General features: G+C 65.3%; 16 protein-coding genes, 1 tRNA gene and 1 CRISPR repeat array (1 of these 18 only partly in view). Of the genes, 9 read left to right on the forward strand and 8 right to left on the reverse strand.

Going from position 1 to position 15,656, the window contains the following annotated elements:
- Positions 1–16 precede the first annotated feature (16 nt).
- The 3 genes from DBZ32_RS04430 (at position 17) to DBZ32_RS04440 (ending at position 2,460) form a co-directional block, all read left to right on the forward strand.
- Positions 17–469 carry a hypothetical protein gene (locus DBZ32_RS04430; RefSeq protein ID WP_119165876.1) on the forward strand — a complete coding sequence of 151 codons (453 nt, stop codon included), beginning with the start codon at positions 17–19 and terminating at the stop codon, positions 467–469.
- Between the two features lie 79 nt (positions 470–548).
- A complete protein-coding gene (locus DBZ32_RS04435; protein WP_119165877.1) occupies positions 549–1,682 on the forward strand; it encodes a site-2 protease family protein in 1,134 nt (377 codons plus the stop codon).
- Between the two features lie 19 nt (positions 1,683–1,701).
- Entirely contained in the window at positions 1,702–2,460 is a 759-nt protein-coding gene (locus tag DBZ32_RS04440; protein WP_119165878.1) for a gamma-glutamyl-gamma-aminobutyrate hydrolase family protein, read from the forward strand.
- 209 nt (positions 2,461–2,669) lie between these two features.
- Here DBZ32_RS04440 and DBZ32_RS04445 read toward each other — a convergent pair whose 3' ends face one another.
- Positions 2,670–3,281, reverse strand: a complete 612-nt coding sequence (locus tag DBZ32_RS04445) for a hypothetical protein (RefSeq protein ID WP_162906557.1) — start codon at positions 3,279–3,281, stop codon at positions 2,670–2,672.
- Positions 3,282–3,375: 94 nt separating this feature from the next.
- Positions 3,376–4,707: a glutamine synthetase family protein gene (locus DBZ32_RS04450; RefSeq protein ID WP_119165880.1), complete on the reverse strand. Its 1,332-nt coding sequence runs from the start codon at positions 4,705–4,707 to the stop codon at positions 3,376–3,378.
- Positions 4,708–4,922: 215 nt separating this feature from the next.
- Here DBZ32_RS04450 and DBZ32_RS04455 point away from each other — a divergent pair, with 215 nt between their 5' ends.
- On the forward strand, positions 4,923–5,708 hold the full coding sequence (locus DBZ32_RS04455) for an SDR family oxidoreductase (RefSeq protein WP_119165881.1): 786 nt from the start codon (positions 4,923–4,925) through the stop codon (positions 5,706–5,708).
- A gap of 143 nt (positions 5,709–5,851) precedes the next feature.
- Positions 5,852–5,927: transfer RNA gene (locus tag DBZ32_RS04460), tRNA-Thr, on the forward strand.
- 145 nt (positions 5,928–6,072) lie between these two features.
- On the opposite strand, the gene DBZ32_RS04465 is transcribed toward DBZ32_RS04460, so the two are convergent.
- The 3 genes from DBZ32_RS04465 to DBZ32_RS04470 all read right to left on the reverse strand — a co-directional run bounded on the left by DBZ32_RS04465 (position 6,073) and on the right by DBZ32_RS04470 (position 8,204).
- On the reverse strand, positions 6,073–6,393 hold the full coding sequence (locus DBZ32_RS04465; protein ID WP_119165882.1) for a YciI family protein: 321 nt from the start codon (positions 6,391–6,393) through the stop codon (positions 6,073–6,075).
- 93 nt (positions 6,394–6,486) lie between these two features.
- Positions 6,487–6,633, reverse strand: coding sequence for a hypothetical protein (locus tag DBZ32_RS22000; protein WP_162906558.1), 147 nt, complete (start codon positions 6,631–6,633; stop codon positions 6,487–6,489).
- A gap of 137 nt (positions 6,634–6,770) precedes the next feature.
- Positions 6,771–8,204, reverse strand: a complete 1,434-nt coding sequence (locus DBZ32_RS04470; protein ID WP_119165883.1) for an amidase — start codon at positions 8,202–8,204, stop codon at positions 6,771–6,773.
- 369 nt (positions 8,205–8,573) lie between these two features.
- On the opposite strand from DBZ32_RS04470, the gene DBZ32_RS04475 reads away from it, so the two are divergent.
- Entirely contained in the window at positions 8,574–9,083 is a 510-nt protein-coding gene (locus DBZ32_RS04475; RefSeq protein WP_119165884.1) for a plastocyanin/azurin family copper-binding protein, read from the forward strand.
- Between the two features lie 23 nt (positions 9,084–9,106).
- On the opposite strand, the gene DBZ32_RS04480 is transcribed toward DBZ32_RS04475, so the two are convergent.
- Positions 9,107–9,925: a phosphate/phosphite/phosphonate ABC transporter substrate-binding protein gene (locus DBZ32_RS04480; RefSeq protein WP_119165885.1), complete on the reverse strand. Its 819-nt coding sequence runs from the start codon at positions 9,923–9,925 to the stop codon at positions 9,107–9,109.
- Positions 9,922–10,776, reverse strand: a complete 855-nt coding sequence (locus DBZ32_RS04485) for a helix-turn-helix domain-containing protein (protein WP_119165886.1) — start codon at positions 10,774–10,776, stop codon at positions 9,922–9,924. Before DBZ32_RS04485 ends, DBZ32_RS04480 begins: the two co-directional genes overlap by 4 nt.
- A 241-nt stretch (positions 10,777–11,017) precedes the next feature.
- On the opposite strand from DBZ32_RS04485, the gene DBZ32_RS04490 reads away from it, so the two are divergent.
- Together DBZ32_RS04490 and DBZ32_RS04495 are read left to right on the forward strand one after the other, a co-directional pair.
- Positions 11,018–12,067, forward strand: a complete 1,050-nt coding sequence (locus DBZ32_RS04490; RefSeq protein ID WP_119165887.1) for a fatty acid desaturase — start codon at positions 11,018–11,020, stop codon at positions 12,065–12,067.
- Between the two features lie 50 nt (positions 12,068–12,117).
- Positions 12,118–13,452, forward strand: a complete 1,335-nt coding sequence (locus DBZ32_RS04495) for an NAD(P)/FAD-dependent oxidoreductase (RefSeq protein ID WP_119165888.1) — start codon at positions 12,118–12,120, stop codon at positions 13,450–13,452.
- Positions 13,453–13,689: 237 nt separating this feature from the next.
- On the opposite strand, the gene DBZ32_RS04500 is transcribed toward DBZ32_RS04495, so the two are convergent.
- On the reverse strand, positions 13,690–14,268 hold the full coding sequence (locus tag DBZ32_RS04500; RefSeq protein ID WP_119165889.1) for a hypothetical protein: 579 nt from the start codon (positions 14,266–14,268) through the stop codon (positions 13,690–13,692).
- Between the two features lie 239 nt (positions 14,269–14,507).
- Here DBZ32_RS04500 and DBZ32_RS04505 point away from each other — a divergent pair, with 239 nt between their 5' ends.
- Complete coding sequence (locus tag DBZ32_RS04505) at positions 14,508–14,711, forward strand: hypothetical protein (RefSeq protein ID WP_119165890.1); 204 nt, start codon at positions 14,508–14,510, stop codon at positions 14,709–14,711.
- A gap of 243 nt (positions 14,712–14,954) precedes the next feature.
- Positions 14,955–15,656: direct repeats of the CRISPR family, unit length 36 nt; unit sequence GTTGCGGCTGGCCCTCGATCTCTAAGCGGCTACAAT (it continues 782 nt past the right edge of the window).

A 15,656-nucleotide genomic window follows, 5' to 3' on the forward strand; every position in this document is an offset into this window, starting at 1 on the left:
TCCGCGGAGACGCGCGATGTATCAAGTCCGAAGCAAAGACTACTCGAAACGCGATCTCCGGAAACGCTGGGCGCTGCCCGACCGCGTCTTCTTCGCCTGTGGCGCCTGTCACATCCTCGCTTACGCGTTTCTCGAGCGGTACGGCAGGCCCGACATGCGGGCTCTCTGGTTCAAGCCCGCAGCCGGCTACACCGGCAATCATATCGTTGTGACGACTGAGCGGTGGGTGTTCGACTACCACGGCTTTTCGAATCGGGAGTCCTACTTCGCCCATGTTTTCAAACGCGCCCGCCAGAAATGGCCGGGCTGGAGCGCCACGCTCGTCGAACTGCCGCGCGAAGCACTTGTTTCCGAGCAAAAGTCGCGCGACTACGATGGTCTTTGGCTGCGCGAGCCGACGCAGTTTCCGGAGAATGCCCTGCCGCGCGCCCGAGCCTTCCTGAATCGCTTCCCTGCCCCGCAGGATTGACATGCCCTAAGGACAGACGCGCCGGCATGCTTGAGGATCGGAGATCAAGCGGGCCAACGACAGGAGCAAAGCCGCCACGATGTTCGGCAAAACCTTCAATCTTTTCGATCTTTTCGGGTTCCGAATCCAGATCGACGTGACCTGGCTCTTCCTGGCCCTGCTCGTCACCTGGTCTCTGGCGGTCGGCTTCTTCCCGGCGCTCTATCCCGGCCTTGGCGAAACGCTCTACCTGTCCATGGCAATCGTCGGGATGATCGGGCTGGGCGCCTCGCTGATCCTGCACGAGGCGGCCCACGCCCTGGTTGCCCGCGCCTACGGACTGCCGATCAAGTACATCACGCTCTTCATCTTCGGCGGTGTGGCCCAGCTCGAACGAGAGCCCGAAACCGCGCGCAGCGAGTTCCTGATGGCGATCGCCGGGCCGCTCATGAGCCTGGCCCTGGCCGGCCTCGGCTACCTGGCTTGGACGATAGCCCTGGCGGCCGACCTGCCCCAAAGCCTGGCCGGCGTGCTGTATTACCTGTTCCTCATCAATCTGCTGCTCGGCGGCTTCAACATGATCCCCGCCTTTCCGCTCGACGGTGGACGGGCGTTGCGGGCCCTGCTCTGGGGCTGGCGCGGCGACCTGCTCTGGGCCACCAAGATCGCGGCAACCAGCGGCAGCATCTTCGCCTTCATCCTGATCGGCTTCGGCATTCTGCGCGCCGTCTCCGGCGATCTGGTCGGCGGCGTCTGGATGTTCCTGATCGGGCTTTTCGTGCGGGCCGCCGCCCAGGGCAGCTACAGCGAGATGATCACGCATCGCCTGCTGGACGAAGTGCCCGTCACCCGCTTTCTGCACGAGCCCGCCGTCAGCGTTCCGGCCGACCTCAGCATCGAAGATTTCGTGCAGGATTACGTCTACGTCACCCATGCGGATTTCTATCCCGTCGTCGAGGGGCGGCGTCTGGTCGGCAGCCTGGCGGCCCGCCAGCTGCGCCGGGTACCGAAGGGCCGCTGGCGCAATCTCAGCGTCGCCGACGTCATGACACCGTTGTCCCGCGACACTGTCGTGGGGCCATCCGCCGATGTCGCCCAGGCGCTGACCGCGATGCGCCGCACCGGACGCGATCATGTGATGGTCGCGGAAGGCGCCGAGTTGCGGGGCGTGGTAGCCTTGAGCGAGTTGCAGCGTTATCTCTCCTTCAAGCTCGAAATCGAGCAGTCGGGATGAGCGCGGGAGATCGGAGACCATGAGCACGGCACTGGTCGGCGTGACGGCCGACTTCAAGGAGGTTGACGGCAAGCCGTTCCACGTGGTCGGCGACAAGTACCTGCGGGCCGTCTCCGACTGCACCGAGGCGACGCCCTTCGTCGTCCCGGCACTGGGGCACCATCTCGATATCCCCGAACTGGTCCGCCACATGGACGGTCTGGTGCTGACCGGCAGCCCGGCCAACGTACACCCCAGCCACTACGGCGCGGATCCGCATGCGCGCTACGAGCCCTATGACGAGGCGCGCGACGCCACCACCCTGCCGCTGATCCGGGAGGCCCTGGCGCAGAAGCTGCCGCTCTTCGCGATCTGCCGCGGCTTTCAGGAGTTGAACGTGGTTTTGGGCGGCACACTGCATCCCCGCCTGCACGAGCTGGAGGGCAGGCTCGATCACCGCCGTCCGCAGCACGACGATCCCGACGTCCAGTACGGTCCGAACCATCCGATCAGCCTGACGCCGGGCGGTGCATTGGCCGAAATCCTGGGCCGCGGCGAGACGACCGTGAACTCCCTGCACAACCAGGGCATCGAGCGGCTGGCTCCGGGCCTCGCCGTTGAGGCGACCGCGCCCGACGGCATCGTCGAAGCCGTGCGGATCGAAGGCGCCGAGAGCTTCGCGCTCGGCGTTCAGTGGCACCCGGAGTACCGCGCGCCGGAAAACCCGGACTCGATGAAGCTCTACAGCGCCTTCAACGCGGCCATCCAGGCACGCAAGCGGCGCAAGCTGGCAGCCTGAACACGTTCCAAGAATAAAAACACGATCGTCAACAGAGATGCGCTGCGGCAGGACCGAGTTTCAGGCACAGAAAGACACCGATATAGAGGTTGCCTGAGCGGAGGTGATCGCAGCCATCGGAACAGCCGGCTCCGGACCTCTAGGTGACGGCTGCTGTAGCGGCGGGGTCAAGAGCAAAGACGAGGGCGGCTACGACAGAACTCAAGCGTTCAGTCCGCCGGAACGGTCCAATCGGTCGGGAAGGTCACGTAGTTGATCAGCACCGTCATGCGGCGGCGGTCGATCCGGCGCTTCTCGAAGCCGTGCCAGGAGTCCTTCCCCGCTGTGGGAAAGAAGCAGTAAGCCTGATTGTTGACGAAGGGCACGGTCTTCGCCCGGCGAAGATCCGGCGTGTAGAAGTCGGTACCGAGGGTCGGTTGCCGATTCTCGGGGTCCACGTAGACCTGGATGGTCATCATTTTTTCGACGATATCGCAGTGCGGCTCGAGCCAGAAGCCGTCGAGGTCGCAGCAGATTTCCACACGCAGATAGTGCCCGGCCACATCGACGCCGTGGCGCGAACGCAGCAGCTCGACCGCCTCCTGGCTGCGCAGTTCCTCGACGGTCGAGCGCAGGAAGGGATAGTCCTTCAGGTTGTCCTTGCCGATAAAGAGCCGCGCCTGATTGTTCCCCGCGCGGGTCCCGTCGAAGACTCCGGTGTGATCGACATCGGTCTTGTCGATGGCTTCGCAGGCGCCGGCTTCCAGGCAGTCTTTCAGGATGAAGTGCTCGAACGGCTCGCTGTGCGCCTCAGCCGTCCTCAATGCGGAAATGATAGACACCGCGTCTCGCACCTTCCCTCATAGCGTTCATTGCGGCTCTGCTATGCCGGAAAGACAGCTGTGTGACAAGAGCCAGACGGCAAGGACGACCGGATCAGTAAACCTCCAGGTACTCCTTGCGCTCCCAGTCGGTGACATGAGCATGGAAGCGCGCGAGTTCGTGGCGTTTCACCGCCGTGAAAACCTTGATGAAGGGTTCGCCCAGCAAAGCGCGCAGATCGGCATCGGCCTCCAGGGCCTCGAGCGCCCGGTCCAGCCGCTTCGGCAGCTTCTCGAAACGATCGTCTTCCTCGCAAGGCCCCTCGACCTCGGCCGGCAGGTCGTAGCCCTTCTTCAGCCCGAGCAGACCGGCGGCGAGCGTTGCCGCGGCGTTCAGGTAGGGATTCGACAGACCGCTGGCGGCGCGCATCTCCAGGTGGGTCTGATCGTCCTTCGAGGCCTTCATGCGCACCATGGCCGTGCGATCCTCGACCCCCCAGGAGATGTTGGACGGGGCGAAGGTGTGCGGCGAGAGGCGGTGATAGCAGTTCGGAGTCGGGCCGATCAGCGGCATGATGGACTTGGCATGGGTCAGAATGCCGGCCGTGAAGGCCTTCGCGGTGTCCGACAGCCCGTTCGGATCGCCGCGGTCCAGGAAGACGTTGCTGCCGCTCTCCTTGTCGAGCAGCCCCATGTGCACGTGACAGCCGCAGCCGGCCCGGTCGGCCCAGGGCTTCGACATGAAGGTCGCCTGGTAGCCGAGCTGGTGGCAGAGTTCCTTGACCGTGGCCTTGAAGGTGAAGGCCTTGTCGGCGCCGGCGAGGCCCACCCCGGGGCCGAAATTGATCTCGAACTGGCTGCCCGCGTACTCGCAATTGTGAGTGATCAGATCGACGTCCTGGGCGATCAGCGCGTCCAGCAGCGGCTCGATGCCCTCGAGCCAGTGGTTGCGGGTGGAGTTGAAGATATGCAGTCCCTCGAAGAAGGGCTCATGAGTCTCGCCGTCGAGCAGATAGAACTCGTACTCGTGCCCCATCTTGACGGAGAAGCCGAGCGAGGCGGCCTCGTCCAAAAGCTGCTTCAAAACGTAGCGGGGCGCCGCCTCGACCGGAGTGCCGTCGTTGAAGGTCAGGTCGCAGATGACCTTCCACAGGCCCTCGATCCAGGGCACCGGTTGCAGCGTCGCGAAGTCGGGCCAGAGTTTGGTGTCGGCATAGTTGATTTCCTCGTTGAGACCGCTCCCCGGCACGACGGAGGAGGCGGTGTCGAGGGCCAACGTGCCGCCGTAGAGGTTCAGCCCGCCTTCGGCATAGCCCTGCACCTTGTCGATCGGCACGGTCTTGGAGCGGCTGGTGCCATGGGTGTCCGGCAACTCGAAGCGAAGGTACTTGGCCCCCCGGTCCTTCAGCGTGTCGACGATCTCGGAAATACTGCGCGCTTCGGCCATGATGCTGCCGCGCCTCCCCTCTCATTGCCCAATGGCAACCCCTCGCCCAGCGACGACCCTGCGCTCAGCGACGACCCTGCCGTTCTTTTCAGGCTAGCCCGCCTGCGGTGTTATGGGGAGGCTAGCTTGGCGCTTCTTGGAAGTGCAACGAAGAAGTTGCGAAGTCCCACAGTGCGGGCGCAAGTTGGATCCGGAGTAGAGGAGTGGGAAGGCCGATGCGACTGACAGGCAAGAAGGCTTTGATCACGGGCGCAGGCGGTGGGATCGGCCGGGCCGCGGCGCTCGCCTTCGGCCGCGAAGGCGCGGCCGTCGCCTGCTGCGACATCAAGCAGGATGCGGCGGAGGCGACGGCCGAGGCCTTGCGTGCCATCGGCGGTACCGCGCTGCCCGTCATCGCGGACCTGACGAACGAGGACGCGGCGCGCGAGGCCCTGGAAGCGGCCGAGCGGCAGCTTGGCGGCCTGGACACGGTCTTCAACAATGCCGGGCTGGTCCATCCCGAAGATCAAGGCGCAGCCGACACGCCGCTGTCCGCCTGGAACGCGACGCTGGCGGTGAACCTCACCAGCGTCTTCCTGGTCTGCAAGTTCGCCGTGCCCGCGCTGCTGCGCGCCGGCGGCGGCTCGGTCGTCAACAATGCCTCGATCGTCGCTCTGGTCGGTTCCGCCTACCCGCAGATCGCCTACACGGCCGCCAAGGGCGGCGTCGCCTCAATGACCCGGGAACTGGCCGTCGTGCATGCTCGCCAGGGCCTGCGCTTCAACGCGATCTGCCCCGGACCGACCGGCACCGAACTGGTCCGCACCTTCCTGTCGGACGAAGCCGCCTGGGCGAAACGGCGCCCTTACATGCCCCAGGGCCGGCTGGCGGAACCGGAGGAAATCGCGGCGGTCGCGCTATTCCTCGCCAGCGACGAGGCCAGCTATCTCAACGGCGCCTTGCTGCCGGTCGACGGCGGCATCACCGCCGCCTACGTGATCGACGATTCTCAGGAACCGTAAAAGCCAGATCTGAAGAGCGATTCACGTCTTAGGCGAAAGCGGATCCGCTTCCGTCCAAGACGATCGCGCTGCCGACGGCTGAGGCGCTTGCGCCCGGTCGGCGACCCGCATACCTTCCGTCGTCGTGCTGCGCGATGCAGCGGGCCCCTGTAGCTCAACTGGTAGAGCAACCGCCTTGTAAGCGGTAGGTTGCGGGTTCAAGTCCTGCCGGGGGCACCAGCCTTTTCCAGCGTCCCTCGGTACCATTTCACCCGAAGGTCTGGTGTCCTTTGAAGGCCGCGTGTCCGTCCAGCCGGAACCGGCCGACCCACCAACGCAGACGCCAGAGAATAATGGTGACGCGCTCGCGAATACCGATCTTGGCCTAGGGGGCTTCGGCCTCGAAGCGCACCGCCTCCTCGTTGCTCTGCCTGTCGAGCAGGCTGGCACCGCCGGCAATGGTTTGACCGTCATCCCCGAGCAGCGCAGCGGACGCCAGGAGCCGCTTGCCAAAAGAGGCCGGATAAGCCCGATGCTCGGCCCCCGCGTCCTCCCGTTCCCGCCCTTTGCCGGAATGGTCGTAAGCCAGGACAGACAGGCCATGGCAGCACTCTTGGGCTCGGAAGCACCAAACCTCGGTAAGCGCTGCCGTCAGATCTAGAGGGCGATCGTCGGGGGTCGAAGCGAAACCGCTTCCACCCGGCACGTGAACCGCTCTCTGAACCTGCCAAAGAGTAGGACTGCAGGAGTCACGCCTTGGACGGGATCGCCAAAGCGATCTCGTCTGGGCGACCCTGCTCTAGGTGTAGAACTGCAGCATGCCGAGCTTGAAGGTCACGGCGCAGATCACCACGAAGGCCACCTTCGGCCAGACGGCCGACTTAAGCGCGGCCGGAATACCGGCGACGAGCGTGGCAATCAACAGCACGATAAAGAGGATTTCCAACGACTCGACTCCGATTTTCTCTGTGTTTGCCGCAGTTTAAGGCACCGCGCGATTCCCCTTCGCTATATGAGAGAACTGCCCCTTCGACGCAAGGAGAAAGCGCCCAAGGTTGTGAAACTCAGGCCCTCGTCCAGCCCTCAAGTCATCAGGCGCGCGAGATCGGGCAGCGGCCGGGCACAGCCCGGAACCGCCGCCAGGGCCGCTTCCAGGGCCGCACCGATCGACAGCAGACGACGCTCGTCCCAACGGCGGCCAACGATCTGCAGGCCAAAGGGCATGCCGTCGGCGTCCAGGCCGCAGGGCAGGCAGAGCACCGGATGGCCCGTCAGGGTCAGGCCGTAGGAAATCGCCACCCAGTGGATGTAGGTGTCGAGCGGCTTTCCGTTGATCTCGGCCGGATAGCTTTCGCCCTTGGCGAAGGGCTTGGCGGAGGCGCCCGGCGCAATCAGGAGGTCGACCTCCTCCATCAGTCCGGTGAAATCGCGGGCGATCTCGCCATGGCGCTTGCTCGCCCAGGCCACGTCCCGCGCAGTGAAGGTCAGGCCGAGTTTCACGTTGTTGGCGACGTTGGCGCCGACCTTGTCGGGATGCCGCTCCACCTTCTCCAGATGCGCCGCGAGAAAACCGATGCTGCGCAACACCTCGAACACGCGATTGGCCTCGGCCATTTCCGGGTCGCGGTTCTGGACGTCGCGGAAGAGGTGGCGGAAGCCCGCCAGCCGCGCCCGGAAGAGACTCCGGATTTCGTCGTCGACCGGCGCAAAACCGAGATCCTCGCTGACCGCCACCTTGAGTTGACCGAGATCGACCGGCTGCAGGTCGGCGAGCGGCGCCGTCTCGAGCGGCCGGCTGTAGGGATCGTCCGGGTCCGCGCCGGCCAGCCCCGACAGCAGCAGCGCCAGATCGGCGACGCTGCGGCCCATCGGTCCTTCGACAGACAGGGGCGCGGTCGGAATCGCCGGTGCGCTCTTGGCGACCAGGCCCGGCGTCGGCCGCAGACCCACGACACCGCAGAAGGCGGCCGGCGTGCGCAGCGATCCGCCGAGATCCGAGCCGTTGCAAAGCGGTAGCATTGAGGTGGCGAGCGCCACCGCGGAGCCGCCGGAAGAGCCGGCACAGGTTTTCATGGGATCGAAGGGATTGCCGGTGAAGCCGTAGACGGCGTTGTCGGTGTTGGCGCCCGCGCCGAACTCCGGCGTGTTGGTCTTGGCGGCCACGATCCCACCGGCGGCCCGCAGTCGGCGCACGACTCCGGCATCCGCGGCCGGAACATGCTCGGCAAAGAGCGGCGAGCCGAAGGTGGTGCGCAGTCCCTTGGTTTCGTTCAGGTCCTTGACGCCGACAGGCAGACCGGTCAGCGGGTGCACCCCGTCACCGACCCGGAACAGCGCCTCGGCGGCCTCCGCCGCGGCGCGCGCGGCCGGCGCGTCGAGGGCGACGACGGCATTGAGCTTCGGGTTCACGGCCTCGATGCGAGCCAGGCAGGAGTCCAGCAACTCGACAGGCGAAATCTCGCGGCGGCGCATCAGGGCGCGCAGCTCGACGGCGGAACGGTCGCAGAGGTCAGTCATGGCGTCTCGGCAGTCCTCTCACTCCGGACGGTGTTCCGCCCGGCTGTTTATCGTTGAAGGCAGATGGCCCCGGCGCGGAAACGGAGAGCCCAACGCCACAGCCCCGGTTCAGGTGTCGAGGTTACCGCTGTAATCGGCGCGCCCGGACGGCGCAACCGGCGATCGACCGCAGCGGAGCGGGCCAGCCTCCCACAGGTCGGTAGAAATAGGCCCGGCCAGCACACTTCGGCTTGGCGATCCGGCAAGCCCCTATCGCTCAAGACCCCCAAGCGCTGTAGTCTCCAGCCAACAGCCCGCACGAGGCAAAAAGCGGGTGCGACACCGGAGAGTTCGGATCGGAAGCCTTATGGTGAAAATAGAGGAACTCTCATGGCTGGAACCTCCCACGTTATCGACCGGCGTCGCGCCCTGCAGATCGTCGTCGCAGCGGTTTGCTGCGGTGGCGCGTCGCAGGCCCAAGGCAGTGAGTCGCCGATTCAGAGCATCGATCAGATCACAGACGTGAGTGCGACCGCGGCGACGGATATGTTTCGCTTCGCGCCGGATCTGGTTCTGGCCGATCCAGGCGCCGAGATCGCCTTCTTGAACAGTCGGGGCGAGCACACGGTTCATTCCATTCCGCAATTCTGGCCCGAGGGCGTGCCGGAGGTGGGAATCTCCAACCAGAAGGAAGCGCTGGTCTCTCTCCCGACGGCGGGGCTTTACGGCTTCAGGTGCAAACGCCATGGGCAGTACGGCATGGTGATGCTCGTCGTTGCCGGAGACGGCGGTGACCTGAGCGGCGTACAGGACAAGATCGAGCAGATGCGCGCGAGCGCCCGGGAGAAACAAGCCTTCGCCGATTTGATAACGCGCTACGAGACGACCAAACCCAGTTGATCCCTCCGCTATCGCGGCGCGTTCTAGCGCAGGACCGGATACCCATGCGCTTCGGCTTCCGCCTCGATCTCCAGGATACGGCGGTAGTCGGCGCGCTCGGGCGGCGCGACCGCGATCAGCCGCAGCGCGGCGAGGGCCTCGGTCAAAGCGGGGTCCTCCATCGCCTCCGTCAGCGCACCTCCAATGCGGGCCGCCTGGGCGGCACGACCGGGCGACGTCACGAAGGGCAAGGCCGGCGCCCGAACCGACCAGGTCAGGACGCGGAGAGACTCGAGCGCCCGTGGCCGGACATCACCGAGCAGCGCCCAGGTGACGCAGTCGATCGCGGCGACGTCGGCCCGCCCTTCGGCAACGGCTTCGACGGAGACGGCGTGCCCTCCCGTTTCGATCACCTCGGAAAAGAAGCGGCCGCCTTCGGCCAAGGGCGCGACCAGGGCCCGCAAGGCCGACATGCCGGACTGCGAGTCCCAATCGTTGATCGCGGCACGCCGATCCTTCAGATCGGCAGGCGCCTCCGCCGAGTCGTCGACGCGAACCACGATGGCGCTGCGATAGGTCGGGCCGAAGCGGCTCTCCGACTCGCAGCCTTCGGCGTCGTAAAGCGGCACGGCCACGAGCGACAGGCGGCCCGCGAAAGCATGGGTCAGCGGATAGCCGCAGGTCTGGCTCAACAGCAGGTCCGGGTCCGACCAGGTCTCGGCCAGGCTCAAGGTTCGGGTGAGCGCCGCCGGCGCCTCCGCGAAGCCGCCGATCCGCAAGCGCCCGGACACGGCCTGCCAGACGCGATCCGTCGCCCACCGCAGTTCCGGCAGGTCGTACATCGGCAAGGAGGCAAGGCTCATTTGCTTTTGCGCAAGAGGCCCTCGATCAGCGAGATCACGTCTGGCGGCTGGACGGTGGCGGCCCGCACGAGATCGTCGAAGTGCTTGCTCAGCACGCGGATGTGCTCGGTCGCCTGCAGCACGATGAACATGCCGCCGATGTAGAGCACCGCGCGCTGCAGTCCGTAGATCGTGACGGGGACGGAGAAGCGCTGCAGCCCGTCGTAGAGGAACCAGCGGAAGGTCGGATAGAGTTCGTCCAGCAGCTTGGCCATCTGTTCCAACTGGGCGCGCCGATCCGCCACCGGCATGGTGCGCCAGATGAACTCGCCGCGTGCGAAGGCCTCGATCATCTGAAAGCTGGAGCAAACCTCCATGTCGGTTTCCGGTCTGCGGCTGTAGGCCAGCCGCGCCTCCGCCCGCTCGCGCTGTGCTTCCTGCACGCGCGGGCTGAGCTGCTGGTACTCGAAGTCGATGGTCGCTTCGGTCTTCAGCAGGTCGGGCAGAGTGGCCGGGACGTAGCGGATCTTCGAGCCAACCGCTTCGGTGTGCCAGCGGGTCAAACGCTTGTCCAAGGGATCGCCGGCGCCGCCCTCGATCTCCAACTGGTTCGCCACCACCTGAGTGCCGATTTCAGCCGACTGACTGAGGCCCAGCAACCAGTCGGTCGAGACTCCGGCCTCCCTGGCCAAAGCCACCACGGTCTCCGCCCTGGGAAGGCGCTCGTTTTCCGAAGAGAGCAGCTGCGACAGCGTGGAACGATCGAGGCCGATCGCCGCCGCGAAGGCCGCGCGGGATTGCCCGGACCGCTCGATCACCTCGGCCAAGCGTTCTCGAAACGGCGGAATCAGGTCGTCTTTTGCCGTGGTCATGCCCGACCATACTCCTCGCCCGCAGAACCTGCGCCACAGGCCTTGTGCCCGTGAACGGTTCGTTGTATTTTGTCAACACTTGTTGCGTATACTCAACGCAACGGTTCTTGCCCATATATTGGTGTCAATTCACCCATCGAGAGGTGCTGCCACCCTTCATTCTGCGAGCCTTTTCATGTCCTTAGTCTGTCACACCCGAGCCACCGTTCGGGACACTGCCCGAAAACCCGCAAGGCTAACCATGCCCGCTCACCGGGCGTCGAGGAAACCCGAAACCGACCGTTCCGCGGCCAAACACGGTCCTGCACGCAAACGCGGCCTGCAACTGGAATGGCCGACCCTGGCCGTCGCCGCCGCGATCTACGGCGGCTTCGGACTCGTCACCTGGTTCCATGCCGCCCTGCCCTGGTATCTGGAGCTGGCCTTCGGCAGCTACCTGATCGCCTGGCACGCCTCCCTGCAGCATGAGGTGGTCCACGGCCACCCGACCAGCCGGAGCTGGCTGAACCGGCTGATCGTACTGCCCAACCTCTGGCTTTGGCTGCCCTACGAGATCTATCGCGAAACCCACCTGCGGCATCACCGCGACCGCTGGCTGACCGACCCCGCCGAGGACCCCGAGAGCTACTACATCGCTCCGGCCCGCTGGGCTCTGCTGGGCGGGGTCGAGCGGACGTCGCTGCGACTGCGCAACACGGTGATCGGCCGCCTGGCCCTCGGCCCGCTTTTCTGCGTGGCCGGCTTCTATCGCCGCGAATCGCTGCGTCTGCTGCGGGGCGATCCGCGCCGCCCGCGGATCTGGGCGCTGCACGCCGTCTCCGTCGGCTTGGTCCTGACCTGGGCAATGGGCGTCGCGGGCCTCTCGTTCTGGCAGCTCCTGCTGCTCTACGTCTATCCGGGCATCGCTCTGGCCCACCTGCGCTCCTTCCTGGAACATCGCGCGCACCCGGACGTCGCGGGCCGAACGGCGATCGTGGAGACCGGCCCGCTGCTGTCCCTGCTGTTCCTCAACAACAATCTGCACTCCGTTCACCATAACCGCCCGCGCCTGCCCTGGTACCGCATTCCGGCCGTCTGGCGCGCCGAGCGGGAGGCCATTCTGAGGGCGAACGACGGCTACTACCTGGCCGGATACGGCACCATCCTGCGCCGCTGGGCCGTCACCCCAAAGGAACCGTCGCTGCATCCGCTGGGCGGCGTTGCCCGCGACGGCCGCGGCGGAGAGCGCGTCGCGTTCGCGGCCAAATCCGACGTTGCCGGCATGGACCGCAAAGAGCCGGCCACGATATAGCTCGAGAGTCAGTCACCCCTTCCCGCAACCCTTGAAGCGAGAATCCTGGGATGTCCGTTCTGCCCGAAAGCAAGCGTTTCGTCATCGTCGGTGCCGGCATACACGGCCTGTCCACCGCCTGGCATCTGGCCATGGAGTTGGAACGGCGCGGTCAGGGCAGCGGCAAGGATATCGTGGTGTTGGACAAGACCGGCCCGGGCGCCGGCGCCACGGGAATCGCCTGCGGCTGCGTGCGCAACCTCTACATGACGAAGGAGCTGCATCCGATCCTGCGCCACTCGGTCGACGTCTGGCAGTCCGACCCGATCCGCTTCGGCTTTCAGCAGGTCGGCTACATCTCCGCCGGCGAAGCCAATCAGCAAGCCGACTACGAGTCGATGGTGGAGAGCCACAACGCCTGCGGCTACCGCTCCGACCTCTACGTCGGGCAAGAGGCCAAGAGCTTTCTCAAATCCATCTGGCCGGACTTCAACACCGACCGCATCGAGGTGGCGCACTTCGAGCATCCCTCGGGTTACGCCGGCACCCGTCAGGCCGTCGCCGGACTGGCCGAGAAGTGCGCCCAGCACGGCGTCGAGATCCTGGCCGGAGTCGAAGTCACCGGCTACGACCTGGCCGGGCGCACGATCCGCCGGCTGCACACCAACCTCGGCAAGATCTCGGCCGAGGTCGTGGTGCTCTCGGTCGGCGCCTGGATGGGCAAGCACTGGGATCTGCTGGGTCTGCCCGAAGAACTGGAGTGCCACTATCCGGACGGCGGCACGGTCACCCAGGACATGTGGACCTACTGGCGGCTGCTCGAGGGCGAGATGTACGTCGACCGGCCCTACCGCACGGCCGACGACCGCGACCCTCCGGTCCTGCACGTGGAGCTGATGAACACGCCGGTGATCAACGAGACGACCGGCGAGGAGATGAGCGATCACCTCTACGTCTATTGGAAGAATGCCGCCGAGCGCATGGAGACCATCGGCCTGCAGGGCGGCACCATCCCGATCAAGATCGGCAACAGCGCGACGCTGGACCCCTACGGCCACGCCAACGACGCCTATCAGGCCGATGACTGGTTCGCCGACTACTTCGTCTCGGCCATGGGCTACCTGATGCCGCGTTTCAAAGGTCAGCGGAGCAAGTTCAAGGACCGCCGCAACGGCGGCATCGGCGCCTTCACCCCCGACAACGTGCCGATCTTCGACTGGGTGCTCGACAACGCCTACATGGTCGCGGACTCGAACCACGGCTTCAAGATGATCGGCGCCGGCAAGCTGGTGGCCAAGGTCCTGGCCGGCGAGAACCGCGTGCCGGAGCTGGAGCCCTTCGCCTTCACCCGCTTCGCCGGCGGCACCACCTTCGGCTCCTCCAACAGCCACTGCCCCTGGGTTTAGAGCAAGATCGCCCCAGGTGGACTCGCTCTGGCGATCCCACCTGGGGCGTGACTCCTACTCTCACCATCAGGTTCGTGGGCGATTCACGTCTCAGGCGGACGCGAAGCGCTTCCGCCTGAGACGATCGCGCTCTAGCAGCCTGGGTCTGGCAGACTGTCATGAAAAGAAAGAGGGCCGTCGCGCTGCGACGGCCCTTTCGATCTTGTCCGGCAGCGCTGCCTCGCGGCAGCGGCACGCCTACTGTTTCATCACGAAGTACTTGAAGGCGGCGCCCGGCGTGACCTCGATGGTGTGCTTGACCGTCCGGCCGCTGTGGGTGGCCTCGATATAGTACCAGCCGCCCGGCAGGGTCAGATGCGCCGTCGAGGCTGTGACCTGGTGCAGCAGGTGGCGATTGCCGGTGGCGTCGCGCCCGAAGGTCATGACATCCCACTGGATCGGATCGCGGATCGGATCCTGACCGATCCCATGGATCATGTTGAGCTGCACCTCGCCGGCGTTCAGGTTGATCGTGTGGCGGGTGTTCGTGGCATCGACGACGATGTCGCGCTCGACCTCGGTCTGGCCGAAGGCGGCGCGGACCCGGTAGCGACCCGCCGGGAGCTGCATTTCGGCGCCACCGCCGCGCATCTCCTGCACCACGCCGCCCTGAACCCGTTCGACCGTGAAGGACACGTCGGACAGTGGCGTAGCTCCCTCGGCGATCACGGCATCCAGGTAGACGGGCTTCAAGTCGTCCGCCGCCGCCGGCGCCATCAAAACGGCAACCGTCGCGGAGGCGGCGAGAATCGACTTCACCAGGCTGGGAAGCTGCATGACCCGACCTTACTCCCTTGGCTCTCTGAGGATTCGTATAATGGAGTGATACCCTTAGGCCATGGCGGTTTACAAGTCGTGAACGACGTCAGATTGTTTTTTTTGCCTCAGAGCATCATTTGGGATTCATGAAGCTTTTTCTATTATCGCGGCATGCACTCTTTACGTGCATAGCATCTGTAGTCATCCTTTACGCGGCGGCGTCTTCGGCCGAGGAGGCCTGGGTCCCGCCTCATCCGGTGGAGCGGACCATCCCCGATGCCCGCGATCTGCGCCCCCTCAACATGCCGGTCGCCCCGGCTCGCGACAGCGGGCAGCGCCTGCTCGAGCGCAGCAAGCTGAACAGCGAGCGGCGCCGGCTGGAGCAGCGCGGCAACCCCCACGATTTCCGCACCCAGGATCGCCTGCGCCGCCTCGACCGGGGCGTCAATCGCTTCCGCTAAGGGTCCGATCTTTAAAGCGGCGACCGTACCCAGACAGCGTGAGTTGATTCTATACCACGAAGCTTCGGACAGCAGGCGTGGCAGGGCCCTGCCGCACCCTCATAGAAAGCGCAGACGCGTGAATCACGCAAAGCGCAGAAGCGCGAAGAGCGCGGCGTTCACGGCACCGAAGATCACGATAACCCGTAGCGTCAGAGTGCGACGCAACTCCAGTAGGTCGGCCAAGAACCCTGGGGTCCGGGGGTTGCGGCTGGCCCTCGATCTCTAAGCGGCTACAATTCGCCAACCCTTCGGCCGTCGAATACCTCCGTTGCGGCTGGCCCTCGATCTCTAAGCGGCTACAATTAGCCTGCCGGCCTGGGCCGACGGTTATGTGTTGCGGCTGGCCCTCGATCTCTAAGCGGCTACAATCCCTGGAGTTCCGCCAGGACCAGCGCCTCGGTTGCGGCTGGCCCTCGATCTCTAAGCGGCTACAATACGCATCACTCGTTGTAGCGTGGCCGGCTCGTTGCGGCTGGCCCTCGATCTCTAAGCGGCTACAATAACAGGACAAACCGGTCAAGCGACCTCAGGGTTGCGGCTGGCCCTCGATCTCTAAGCGGCTACAATACGCATCACTCGTTGTAGCGTGGCCTACTCGTTGCGGCTGGCCCTCGATCTCTAAGCGGCTACAATTTGGGGCAGGCGCGCGTGCATAGCCGCATCGTTGCGGCTGGCCCTCGATCTCTAAGCGGCTACAATGCCGGCCTCGAAGTCTACGACGCCGCCGGCGTTGCGGCTGGCCCTCGATCTCTAAGCGGCTACAATAAGCGTCGCGAGGCCGTGCAGAAACACCTTGTTGCGGCTGGCCCTCGATCTCTAAGCGGCTACAATTATTGTCGGCGTCATCACAGGACCTCGTAGTTGCGGCTGGCCCTCGATCTCTAAGCGGCTACAATCCCGGAC

Origin of the sequence: Algihabitans albus, assembly GCF_003572205.1 — a bacterium.
Classification (GTDB): domain Bacteria; phylum Pseudomonadota; class Alphaproteobacteria; order Kiloniellales; family DSM-21159; genus Algihabitans; species Algihabitans albus.

Bases quoted from the DNA above. Each gene is read 5' to 3' on its own strand.
- DBZ32_RS04450 (WP_119165880.1), bottom strand. From the start codon at position 4,707: ATGGCCGAAGCGCGCAGTATTTCCGAGATCGTCGACACGCTGAAGGAC.
- DBZ32_RS04455 (WP_119165881.1), top strand. From the start codon at position 4,923: ATGCGACTGACAGGCAAGAAGGCTTTGATCACGGGCGCAGGCGGTGGG.
- DBZ32_RS04430 (WP_119165876.1), top strand. From the start codon at position 17: ATGTATCAAGTCCGAAGCAAAGACTACTCGAAACGCGATCTCCGGAAA.
- DBZ32_RS04485 (WP_119165886.1), bottom strand. From the start codon at position 10,776: ATGACCACGGCAAAAGACGACCTGATTCCGCCGTTTCGAGAACGCTTG.
- DBZ32_RS04490 (WP_119165887.1), top strand. From the start codon at position 11,018: ATGCCCGCTCACCGGGCGTCGAGGAAACCCGAAACCGACCGTTCCGCG.
- DBZ32_RS04475 (WP_119165884.1), top strand. From the start codon at position 8,574: ATGGCTGGAACCTCCCACGTTATCGACCGGCGTCGCGCCCTGCAGATC.
- DBZ32_RS04495 (WP_119165888.1), top strand. From the start codon at position 12,118: ATGTCCGTTCTGCCCGAAAGCAAGCGTTTCGTCATCGTCGGTGCCGGC.
- DBZ32_RS04440 (WP_119165878.1), top strand. From the start codon at position 1,702: ATGAGCACGGCACTGGTCGGCGTGACGGCCGACTTCAAGGAGGTTGAC.
- DBZ32_RS04500 (WP_119165889.1), bottom strand. From the start codon at position 14,268: ATGCAGCTTCCCAGCCTGGTGAAGTCGATTCTCGCCGCCTCCGCGACG.
- DBZ32_RS04435 (WP_119165877.1), top strand. From the start codon at position 549: ATGTTCGGCAAAACCTTCAATCTTTTCGATCTTTTCGGGTTCCGAATC.
- DBZ32_RS04470 (WP_119165883.1), bottom strand. From the start codon at position 8,204: ATGACTGACCTCTGCGACCGTTCCGCCGTCGAGCTGCGCGCCCTGATG.
- DBZ32_RS04480 (WP_119165885.1), bottom strand. From the start codon at position 9,925: ATGAGCCTTGCCTCCTTGCCGATGTACGACCTGCCGGAACTGCGGTGG.